This window comes from Bacillus sp. EE-W1 (assembly GCF_009760835.1).
GTDB classification, from domain to species: Bacteria; Bacillota; Bacilli; order Bacillales; family Bacillaceae_G; genus Bacillus_A; species Bacillus_A wiedmannii.
The window spans coordinates 36,076-44,830 of sequence record NZ_WIPE01000030.1 but is presented as its reverse complement, the minus strand read 5'-3'; the positions used below and the strand labels follow the sequence as shown (position 1 = coordinate 44,830).

General features: G+C 35.1%; 6 protein-coding genes and 1 pseudogene. 2 read left to right on the top strand and 5 right to left on the bottom strand.

Annotated elements, in window-relative coordinates; genetic code table 11:
- The 4 genes and pseudogenes from GFJ36_RS29320 to fdhF form a co-directional block, all read right to left on the bottom strand.
- Positions 1-267, bottom strand: a pseudogene (locus tag GFJ36_RS29320) (alanine dehydrogenase); the annotation flags it as partial.
- A gap of 369 nt (positions 268-636) precedes the next feature.
- Positions 637-2,508, bottom strand: coding sequence for a glycerophosphoryl diester phosphodiesterase membrane domain-containing protein (locus GFJ36_RS02515; protein ID WP_087983419.1), 1,872 nt, complete (start codon positions 2,506-2,508; stop codon positions 637-639).
- 155 nt (positions 2,509-2,663) lie between these two features.
- Complete coding sequence (locus GFJ36_RS02510; protein WP_157349448.1) at positions 2,664-3,146, bottom strand: helical membrane plugin domain-containing protein; 483 nt, start codon at positions 3,144-3,146, stop codon at positions 2,664-2,666.
- Between the two features lie 12 nt (positions 3,147-3,158).
- Complete coding sequence (gene fdhF, locus GFJ36_RS02505; protein WP_000840694.1) at positions 3,159-6,095, bottom strand: formate dehydrogenase subunit alpha; 2,937 nt, start codon at positions 6,093-6,095, stop codon at positions 3,159-3,161.
- A gap of 300 nt (positions 6,096-6,395) precedes the next feature.
- Between fdhF and fdhD the strand changes: the two genes are divergently transcribed.
- A complete protein-coding gene (fdhD, locus tag GFJ36_RS02500; RefSeq protein WP_000529227.1) occupies positions 6,396-7,202 on the top strand; it encodes a formate dehydrogenase accessory sulfurtransferase FdhD in 807 nt (268 codons plus the stop codon).
- Between the two features lie 230 nt (positions 7,203-7,432).
- Positions 7,433-7,939 (top strand): GNAT family N-acetyltransferase, encoded by a 507-nt coding sequence (locus GFJ36_RS02495; RefSeq protein WP_076542309.1) that lies wholly within the window; start codon positions 7,433-7,435, stop codon positions 7,937-7,939.
- Between the two features lie 510 nt (positions 7,940-8,449).
- Here GFJ36_RS02495 and GFJ36_RS29930 read toward each other — a convergent pair.
- The gene (locus GFJ36_RS29930; RefSeq protein WP_097890751.1) at positions 8,450-8,572 is read right to left on the bottom strand and encodes a hypothetical protein; all 123 of its coding nucleotides are present in this window, start codon (positions 8,570-8,572) and stop codon (positions 8,450-8,452) included.
- Between the last annotated feature and the right edge of the window lie 183 nt (positions 8,573-8,755).

Sequence of the window (8,755 nt, the reverse complement as noted above, 5' to 3'; positions counted from 1 at the left end):
GATTAAACCTTCGCTGAAGTGTTTGTATTCGCTTTCAACTGGTTCCTTAACTTTCATAACCATTTCCATGTTCCATGCTTCTTCAGCCGTATCAACAATTTTTGCTCCCGCTTCAACATACTGAGCATCTGTGAAACCAGATCCTAGACCTGCACCCTTTTGAATGAATACTTCGTGATTGTTACGAATTAAATGTACAACACCTGCTGGTGTCATTGCCACACGGTTTTCGTTGTTTTTAATTTCTGCTGGTACCCCAATACGCATAATGAAATGCCCCCTTATAATTAACAGAAAAAAGAAAGTCTTTTTTCTTTTTGTAATAATTAATAACTTATGTCCTTATTCTAGCATAACTTAAAAGTTATGAAAACGCTAACATATCATTTTTTAAAAGTTTATATATTTAGAATAGTGTAAATATAAGAAACATTGATTCTATTAGCATCTTCGCTCCATTTCATTATCTATCACTCTATTTTTATTATACTCCCTAAAAATAAGCAGTATTCACTTATTATTCGACAATAATGTAACAATGTAAGAAACCTACGTATCGACGTATACATATACACTTATTACTGTACACAATACTTTAGAGATATATTCTTTTCCTAAAAAAACAGCTGCAGGCATTTAGCCAGCAGCTGGGTAACTTATAAATAACTTGGAAAATAAATCATCTGTTGTTTCACTAATTTTATCAAACAGATCACTTTCTTCCGCTTCTTGCTCTTTTAACATCTTAATTGTTTCGCGTGCATCTTCAGGATAATCGGTGATGATACCGTCTACGTTTAATTTATAATATCCCTTTAAACTTTCCATATCATTTACCGTCCATACGTAAATCGGCTTGTTTAACTTTCTTGCTTCTTTTACTAATTTCTTATTTAACATGTATTCTTCTGCTACATAAAAATCAGCCTTCACATTCTTTAAGTTGGCTCTACTTGCATACAGTATATATCCTACTTTTATATTTGGATTTGCACGTTTAAACTCTTTAATAAGCGGATAGTGTAGCGTTTGAATGACACATTGTTTCTCAAATTCATTATCTTTAATCACTTTTAATACTTTGTTTACGAAATCTTTTTCGCCACCATGAAGCTTCACTTCAATATTAAGTTTGATTTTGTTCTTTGACAGCTTAATGATCTCATCAAGTGTACTGATTTGTCCTGACAATCCGTCTTGACTAAGAGTAAGCTGCCTTAACTCATCCATCGTTAAATCTGACACATGAACATTAGCGTTAGCAAGACGTTTTAGCTTCAAATCATGTATAACTGCTAGTTCACCGTCTTTCGTTTGCAGTACATCAATTTCAGCATAATCTGCTTTCGCATCAATAGCCCCCTGCACAGCTTCTTTCGTATTCTCTACACCTTTTGAAATATAACCACGATGAGCCATAATAATTGGTTCTTTATATGTGTTTGTAATAAAGGTAACAATGAAAGCCACAACCATTCCCGCAGTAATAATTCCTACAATATATACGCCAATAAATTTCCAACGATGTTTTTGGAAGAAACATTTATCTGCTTTCGTTTTCGAATAATCTAATCCTTCTTCTAATAAAACATCTTCAACCGGAACCTTTTGTAAATATAATCGTGTTATTGCCATAATATAAAATGGCGTCACGATAAAACTAAATAAATATAATGTACTCGTTAAAAATACAGACATTGTTGATTCCGCTAATAATGCAAATGTTCCCTGTGGATTTGTAAATTCGTACATGCCCCATAGACACAATAAATATATTCCAAAAAATACACCGTACACAATCCCTATTGAAATAAAAAATCCTACTAAAAAGAATAGTACTTTTAAAAAACTTTCTTTTACTAACGTTGCACTTTTACGTGCTGCTGTGCGAAACGGCTTTTGCTCTAAAACAACAATAGGTAGAACAAAAATCCAGCGAAGGTTCAAATACGCAACTACAGCAAAAAATGTGTAATAGCCAACTTGTCCCATCGTTGTCTTAAACAGTTCCCCTGTAATAAAGTTAGGAATTTGAATTTGCGGAATTAATGCCGTTTCATATCCAATATTTAAAAGAGGTAACAATACGACAGCATATAAAATAAATCCTGGTAAGCAATATGTGAACAGAGTAGGTAAATACGTTACAGTTTTATATAAAATCGGACGTAATTTCACCTTTTGTCTTTTATGAGCGAAGTACGAAATAATAATAAGTACCGCAAATTCCGTAAAGATAAGAAACAGTGCTAACAATGATAAAATTACGATTGCCAAAATGCCGTATGGTGTCTTTAAAAACGCTAATAATTCATCATTCGTCGCATTTGCATAACCACCAAAATACAATAACTTATTAAAAATAATCCCAAATAGCGGGACAAATACAATCGCTGCTAATAATTTATAAGCAAGTTGAAAGGTTAATACATTCCAAAAAGCAAATCTAACTGTTTGAAAGGAATGTCCCATTACCCCTGGTATAGATAGTCTTTTACGGTGTTGCATATATTCCCCCACATTCTAAAACGATATTTGAGATGGATTCCATACTTCCATTTCCAATCCATCTTTTTAATAATAATATATTCCGCTTAACATGAACACTCTTATACATACAATGAAAAAAGTGATGGCTACGTCCCATCACTTTTTCATTTACCCTATTTTTTCTCTAATCCTTGCCCAAATGCTTTCAAGAAGCTAAAACCGAATGTAATGGCTCTATTGATATCTGGATCTTTTAACACTTTAAAGAAATCCATCACTTTTGTTTTTTTACCACTATTTAATTCATCTGTTGCAAATTGCAATCCAGTAACTAAACTCGATGTGATTTGCTTCGTTACTTCTGGGTCAACTGCAGATAGCGCTTCCCCCGCCCCCATCATATTGTTGAGTGCATTTTTAACGGGTTCACGATTTAATTGCTCCACAGCGATTTTTGAAACATCTTCCTTCGCAGCAAGTAAACTAATCGCTGCATCTAATATCCCAGCCTTCTGCAACTGTGCTAAAAGCTGCATCGTTTCTTCTACTGCTTCACGATTATTAGATAGCTCATGTAGAAGTTCATCTGCTAATTGCTGTTTCTGTTCTTCCTTTGTTACAACTTTCTTTTTAATTAACGTAATTTCTTTCGCCACTATCTCCGCCCCCTAGTCCACAAGTGATACGTATTGTTTTCTTTGCCACTTTTGCTCGATTTCAACACCATTTTGCGGATTACGCTTTTTATCTCGCGGGTTTGAAGATGGTAACGGACGATTTCCTTTTTCACGTAACACACGCATTTTCACCATCGTTTGTTTATATGCTGGTGTACACGTATAAAGGTCTGTTGCCGTCCCAGTTAAAATATTGATTGCCTCTTCATTTACTGTTGCATGCATTGGTAAATATAGCTCTTTCCCCGTTACACGATCAGTAATAAGCGCTTGTACCTTAATTTTCCCAAATGGTGATGCTAATTCTACAAGACCACCATCTTTTACATTGCGCTCTATAGCGAGTTCAGGTGAAATTTCAACGAATACTTCAGATACTTTAGATAAAATACCAGCCGACTTATTCGTCATATTCCCTTCATGGAAATGTTCTAGCATACGACCATTATTTAAAAGTAAATCATACTCATCTGGCGCTACAACCGGTGGTACCCATTCATCTAATGATAAACGAGCAAGTTTATCTGGGAAGTTAAATCCATCTACATATAATAGCGGTGTATCGCTACCATCATGACTACCCCAACATAAACTATTCCATCCTTCTAGACGGTCATACGTCGCTTGAGAGTATAACGGTGCAAGTGATGCAATTTCGTCCATAATTTCACTTGGACTTTCGTAATTCCAATCCCCGCCCAGTGCACGAGCAACTTTTTGCAAAATCCACCAGTCTGGTTTGGAATCACCAAGCGGTTTCAATACTTCATATAATCTTTGAATACGGCGCTCTGTATTCGTAAACGTTCCTTCTTTTTCTAAGCTTGGTGCTGCCGGTAAAATAACATCAGCAAAACGAGCTGTTTTTGATAAGAACATATCTTGAACAACGAGGAAGTCTAAATTTGATAAAATATGTTGCACATGGTTCGCATTTGAATCGACTAAAGCCATTTCTTCACCCATGACATACATACCGCGTAGTTTTCCTTCTTCCGCTGCAAGTAACATTGCAATATTATTTAATCCTGGTGCTTTCGGAATAGTTGTACCGTATGCTTTTTCAAATTTCGCACGAAGCGTATCATCTGATACTGCTTGATAACCAGGAAGCCAGTTTGGTAATGTTGCCATATCACAAGCACCTTGTACGTTATTATGCCCTCTTAATGGGTATGCACCTGCACCAGGACGACGATAGTTACCCGTAACAAGTAGTAAATTTGAAATTGCTGCTGATGTCGTACTTCCTCCTGTATTTTGAGTTACACCCATTCCCCAAAGTATACAAGTACCATCTGCTTCATATACCATACGGGCCATTTCTTTTAACTGAGCTTTAGAAATCCCCGTAATTTCTTCTGTGTAATCAAGCGTATACTTTTCTAACATTTTGCTATATTCATCAAAGTTCTTCACATTTTCAGCTAAAAACTTTTTATCGTGCCAATCTTGATCAATGATATATTTCGTAATACCTGCAAGCCATACGTAATCCGTTCCTTGGCGCGGATGAATAAATAGATCCGCACGCTCTGCCATTTCATGTTTACGAAGGTCTGCTACAATCAGTTTTTGCTCGTGTAATTTATGCGCACGTTTTACTCTCGTAGCAAGTACAGGATGTCCTTCTGTTGGATTCGCACCAACGATAATAACAAGGCCTGCTTCAGCTATATCTTTCACTGTTCCAGCATCCCCGCCCATACCGACAGTTTTAAATAAACCGTCTGTCGCTGGAGATTGACAATAACGAGAACAGTTGTCCACATTATTCGTTCCATATATTTGTCGGGCTAGTTTTTGCATAAGGTAATTTTCTTCATTCGTTACTTTCGATGAAGAAATGAATCCAAATGCGTCGCTGCCATATTGAGATTTAATATGCTGCATGTTAGAAGCAACAACTTCTAATGCTTCTTCCCATGAAGCTTCAACAAACATATCTCCTTGGCGAATTAATGGCTTCGTAATTCGATCTTCACTATTTACAAAGTCCCATCCAAATTTACCTTTTACACATGTGGAAATACCATTAACAGGTGCATCTGAAACAGGTTGCACTTTTAATATATGGCGATCTTTTGTCCATACTTCAAAGGAACAACCGACACCACAAAATGTACAAACTGTTTTTGTTTTATTAACTTTCGTCTTACGCATCGCAGCCTCTACTTCTGAAACCGCTAAAATACTACTATATCCAGGCTCTACATCCTTTACAAAATCAATCATTGGATCTAACACATCTGGTTTTAATCCAGTCATGAATCCAGCTTCACCTAGCATTGTTTTTTCCATTAACGCATTACATGGACATACTGTTACACACTGCCCACAACTTACACAAGATGAGTCATTTATGCTTACACCATGATCCCATATAACACGTGGACGATCTAAGTTCCAGTCTATCGATATAGTTTCATTAACCTGTAAGTTTTGACATACTTCTACACACTGTCCACAAGCAATACATTGATTTGGATCATACCGATAAAACGGATGTGACATATCCACTTCACAAGCACTTACTTTCGGCTCATACGGATATTTCTGTTCTTCAATTCCCATCATATGTACCGTGTTATGGACTTTACAGTTACCATTATTGTTATCACAAACGGTACAATACAATAAATGATTCTCTAATATTCGATCCATTGCCTCAGTCTGTGCCTCTTTTGCACGCTGGGACTGTCTTTCAATATGCATACCGTTCTCTAATTTCGTTGAACAAGCACGTAATAACTTCCCATTTACTTCTACAATACACGTATCACAAGTTTGAATTGGATCTACTTCTGGTACATGACAAATTTGAGGATGTTCCAAATTACTCTCGTTAAATAATTGTAGTATCGTCTTTTCACCCGATGTGGAAAATTCTTTACCATCCACGGTTACACGGACTGTCTGTTCTGCCATAGTTTCCCCTCTCCTTACAACCAACTGTACAACACAATTATGAATCCGTTTTCAAAATCGCATTACTGTACATATTTTTGAAACGCTCTGCCCAAATACTTTTCTTATGAAGTCGATTCTAGATGTTATAAGGTATAACTACGAAAGCTTGAAAATATCACTATTCTACAGTTCTATTATATCGTACATATACAATAATAACCAAAATAATCTGTGATTTCCTTGCTAATAGGTGTTTTTATTTCCCCATTGTTTTATGATAAATATGGGAGAGAAATACATATAAAAGGGGAATTAAATATGGGGCCTACGCAAGAGACTTATACAATTGTACGCTATCAATCTGGTACATTTTCAAAACAACTGGATGAGATTGTTACAGAATCTCCTATTACTATTAAATTAAATGGTGAAGAATATGTAACAGTTGTATGCACACCAAATTATATTGAAGATATGGTAATTGGTTTTTTAATTTCTGAAGGAATTATTGCTTCCTATAAAGATGTTGAAGAACTATGGGTGCAAAAAGATAACGGAATTGTCCATGTAACATCATCAAAAGTAAATCCACTCTATCAAACTTTATATAATAAACGATACATCACTTCTTGCTGCGGAAAAGGTAGACAAGGTTTTATTTTCGTTAACGATGCAGCAAAAGCAAAAGATTTACATGATATACATGTAAAAATTACTCCTGAAGAATGCTTTTACTTAATGAATACTTTACAACAATCTTCCACTACCTTTCGCCAAACCGGTGGGGTTCACAATACCGCGCTATGTGATCGAAACAATATCCTCCTATCAAGAATGGATATCGGAAGACATAATGCATTAGATAAAATATATGGCCATTGTTTACGCAACGATATATCCGTTAAAGGAAAAATCATCGCATTTAGTGGGCGTATTTCATCCGAAATTTTACTCAAAGTTTCAAAAATCGGATGTGAAATGGTTCTATCTAAATCCGCTCCAACAAAATTAGCATTACAACTCGCTCATGATTTAGGCATTACAGTCGTAGGATTTATTAGAAATGAATCTTGCAATATTTACACACATCCACATCGAATTGATGGTTATCAATCGAATAACTAAAATAACTCCTCGGTTGAGGAGTTATTTTAGTTATAAAAATGTAATATATTAAAGACTTGAATAGTTAATGAAGTTAATATATAATTTCATTACATATTAAAAACAAAACATTGTAGCATATATCTTTTCATTCTTTTACAAATTAAAAGAGACTGTTAACAAAACGCATACACAATCTTATAAAAGTAATGGATTTATTTGATTTGAAATCGACCAAGGAGGTTATAACTATGGAAATTCGCTTATTAACGACAGAGGACGCAGAAATATATTTAAAAGTTTGTATGGAAGGTTTAACGAAGAACCCGGAAGCTTTTAGCTCTTCTTATGAAGATGTTCTTAAACATGAGGATCCTGTAGCTGCTATGGCAAAACGATTAAGCAATCCGGATAAGTATACTCTAGGGGTCTTCAAAGATAACGATTTAATCGGCATTTCTACTTTAGAAACAAAGCCTTTCATTAAACAAGAACATAAAGCAAAAATCGGTTCCGTTTTTGTTTCCCCAAAAGCGCGTGGCCTTGGAGCAGGAAGAGCTCTAATTAAAGCAATTATCGAAAATGCCAATAAATTACATGTAGAACAACTTATGCTCGATGTTGTAGTTGGTAACGATGCCGCAAAAAAATTATATGAGTCATTAGGCTTCCAAACTTACGGCGTACAAGAGCGCTCATTAAAACATAACGGGCAATATTGGGACGAGGAACATATGGTTCTGTTCTTAAATGATTAATACTTCAATATAGTTTTTTAAAAGCATCTTCTTATTAAGGAAGGTGCTTTTTTCATTACAACAATGTAATCTTCATGTCACCTTTATCGATCGTACCAAACCTTTCCATTCATTATACTAAAAGTATAAAGTGAAACTTTACTCAGTGGAAAGCTTTACCTCCACTGAGTATTAGCCCTCACCAATCGGACTTTTATGGGCAGTCGATCTTCCATCTAACCTCTTCGCATCCACTAAATCTTTAGATGGAATTCTTACTGCCCATTAATGCGGGGTAAAGTGACACTTTCATTAGTGAGGTACCAATCATGAAATGAACGTATAGCATTCAATTGATATATAAAGGAGAATGTGACATGAAACAAAACAAACGAGCTATGCTTTTAATATTTACTACAGCAATTGTAACTTCTGGGTTAGCAATTTTACCTTGGTTTATTATATAAAACTATTCCCCTAATAACGAAAAAAAGCTTATTGCTTCTTAAGAAGCAATAAGCTTTTTCTATATTATAAAATCCCCAAAATTTTATTTACACAACTTATAATAATAACCATAGATACGGCAATGCACATGACAACCGTATTACGATCTTGCTTTTCTTTTTTTGAAATTTCTTCTTTTAGATTCATGTGTATGATCTCCTTTAAAAAAAGTGTGAGATAGGAAATTTTTCTTATCCGATGCGAGGTGAATACGAAAACCCTCTCTATCTCACATACACAATAGAATGGAATTGTCATTTTATAAATAAAATGACATGACGTTATGTCGCAACATAGGGTATTTTGTGTCGCTACGTTTTCTATTATAAA